A 2,623-nucleotide genomic window follows, 5' to 3' on the forward strand; every position below is an offset into this window, starting at 1 on the left:
AAGCCGACGTGATGGCCGAAATTTCATCCGGCAAGCTCGCCGCCAAGCAGATCGGCTCAGCCCATCGGATCACCCGCGCCGCCCTGGACGCCTTCCTCGCGGAGTAAGTCACCCCTTAGAGTGATGCGCCCGTGGCATGACCGTCCCCGGTCATGATTCTTCACGCTCCTGATGCCTCCAGAGCCACCAGTTCTCCCGGAAGAGGATGGCGACACCTCGCCAATCTCGCTCCCGCGAAAGAAGATCCCACCCCCGCTCCCCGACCTCCGTGGCGCGGCCGCAGAGGTCCGCTCCCTCGATCGCCACGTCTGCCCCGAATGCGGTGGCAAAGGCGAATGGGACCCCGGCAAACGCAAGCTCATCTGCCCCTACTGCGGCACCGAGTTCGAACGCGTCGCACCCCCACCGCCACCCAGCTCCATCAAGGAACATGAGCTCGACCAGATGCTCGCCGAGCTCGGCGAAAGGTCATCCACCGTCGATACCGCCAAGCGCAAGGTCCAGTGTACCCACTGCCACGCCGTGCTCGTTCGTGAAGCCAAAAACGTCGGTCAATCCTGCGACTTCTGCGGCTCCCCGGAGATGCTCGACTACTCGGATATCGAGAGCCCGTTGAGCCCCGAGTCACTGCTCCCCGCCTCCATTTCCAAGGAAAAGGCCTACCATTCCCTAAAGGCCTTCCTCGCCTCGAAGTGGTTTGCCCCAAATGACTTGAAGCGCCGAAACCTTGTCGACCGCATCCACGGCGTTTACCTCCCCTACTGGACCTTTGACTCCGCCGCCGAGTGCCCCTGGACCGCCGACAGCGGCACCTATTACTACGTGACTCGTACCGTCCGCGGTGCCGACGGCAAGACCCGCACCGTGCGAGAGAGGAAGACCCGCTGGCGACCGGCAAGCGGCCATGTCTCCACCTGGTTCGACGACATCCTGATCACCGGCTCCCAAGGCATCGAACCGAAGATCCTCACCAAGCTCGAACCCTTTCCTACCAAAGACCTAGTACCTTACGAGACACGCTACGTCTCCGGCTGGGAAGTCGAGCAGTACCAGATTCCACTTCTCCAGGCCGCCCGCTCCGGCTTTGGTGTGATGGAAAGCACGCTCCGGAACATGTGTGCCAGCGAAGTCCCCGGCGACACCTACCGCAACCTGCGGATCCATCCGACCTACAGTCGCAAAACCTTCAAGCACATCCTCTGCCCCGTCTGGCTGCTCGCCTATCAATTCCGCGGCAAGACCTACCAGGGTGCCATGAACGCCATCACCGGCACCACCTACGCCAACTGCCCTATCTCCCCTTGGAAAGTCGCCTTCGTCGTCCTCATGGTTCTCCTCGTCATCGGCATCATCTTCCTCGCCGCCCAGCGCTAGCCGTGGCGGTGGAATCTATCCGCCGCGCCGAAGCTTCTGGGCTGGTCTGACCCAGAACCGTTCGCTTAGTTTGAAACCACCAAATGGCACTACACCCCTCATTTACCTCCTCCCCTTTTGAGGAACTTCACCCCGACCATCGCTGGTTCCCCGCCGACGAGACCCTTCGCGACTCCGCCTACGAAAAACTCCTTCCCCCCCCTCGTCGCCAAAGTCCGCACCGAGGTCCACGCCTGGCGTGCCGGCCACTACGCCGGAGCCTCACCCACCACCAGGGCTCTTCTCAATCACTGGTTCGATACCGAGCACCTCCTTGAAAACGCCGACGGCACCCTCTCTCCCTTCTCCTACTACTTCGCCCAGCGCGAAGCCGTCCACCAGAACGTCGTCAAGCACCCCATCCTCCCCGACGCCGCCAGCCGCTCAAAGCTCCGCGAACACAAGTCATCCCTCTTCCACGAGAAATACGACGACTACCTGAAACTCGGCGTCGTAGAGTGGCGCAAGAGCTACACCGAACACGAAAAGCTCGGCAAAAAAGCCGTCCTCTTCGTCATGGTCGACGATACCAAGAACTGCGACGACGTCGGTGCCCACCTCGAAAAAATCTGCCCCGAACTCGAAGGCAAGGTCCTCGTCATCCACACCAAAAGCAACGGCGACATCTCCGAAGCCGCCAGCGGCAAAAAGAAGGAAGAGCTCGAACTACTACGAAAGCAGTCGAACGAGATCGATCCAGATGACATCGGGGAGTATGTTTCCGCTTTGGCGAACATGGCAGCTCTCGCGGGGAAAGCGAACGGCTATGCAGTATGGGGTATTGAAGATGGCTCCCATCAAGTCGTTGGAACGAGTTTTCGACCGTCGACCGCCAAAAGGGGCAACGAGGATCTCGTCAACTGGTTGATAAGGCTTCTCACGCCCCGTATTCATTTCCAGTTCCATGAACTGGAGTACGAAGGCCATCCCGTTGTCTTACTCGAAGTCCCACGTGCCCCCGGAAGACCAGTGCAACTCCAAGGGATCGAATTTACGGGTTGGCTCCTACCGTAAGAAGCTTGAGGACAATCCCCAGCTGGAAAAGGATCTTTGGCAACTCTTTGACACCACTCCTTTCGAAGAAGCTCCCGCGATCGAGCACGTCGATTCATCTACAGTGCTCTCGCTTCTGGACTATCCGGCCCATTTCGATCTTCTTTCCCATCCTCTTCCCGACAACCGAGATGGCATCCTATCCCGCTTGGAAGCG

Annotated in this window: 2 protein-coding genes and 1 pseudogene; all 3 read left to right on the plus strand. The window is 59.6% G+C overall.

The window, feature by feature from the left end; genetic code table 11:
- Positions 1 to 171: 171 nt before the first annotated feature.
- The 3 genes and pseudogenes from WBG04_RS13390 to WBG04_RS13400 all read left to right on the plus strand — a co-directional run bounded on the left by WBG04_RS13390 (position 172) and on the right by WBG04_RS13400 (position 2,427).
- Positions 172 to 1,374, plus strand: a complete 1,203-nt coding sequence (locus WBG04_RS13390) for a zinc ribbon domain-containing protein (protein WP_424314949.1) — start codon at positions 172 to 174, stop codon at positions 1,372 to 1,374.
- A gap of 366 nt (positions 1,375 to 1,740) precedes the next feature.
- Positions 1,741 to 2,109, plus strand: a pseudogene (locus WBG04_RS13395) (type III restriction endonuclease subunit R); the annotation flags it as partial.
- Positions 2,110 to 2,139: 30 nt separating this feature from the next.
- Positions 2,140 to 2,427, plus strand: a complete 288-nt coding sequence (locus tag WBG04_RS13400) for a helix-turn-helix domain-containing protein (RefSeq protein ID WP_424314950.1) — start codon at positions 2,140 to 2,142, stop codon at positions 2,425 to 2,427.
- Positions 2,428 to 2,623 lie beyond the last annotated feature (196 nt).

Source organism: Haloferula sp. (assembly GCF_049672945.1).
Taxonomy (GTDB): domain Bacteria; phylum Verrucomicrobiota; class Verrucomicrobiia; order Verrucomicrobiales; family Akkermansiaceae; genus Haloferula.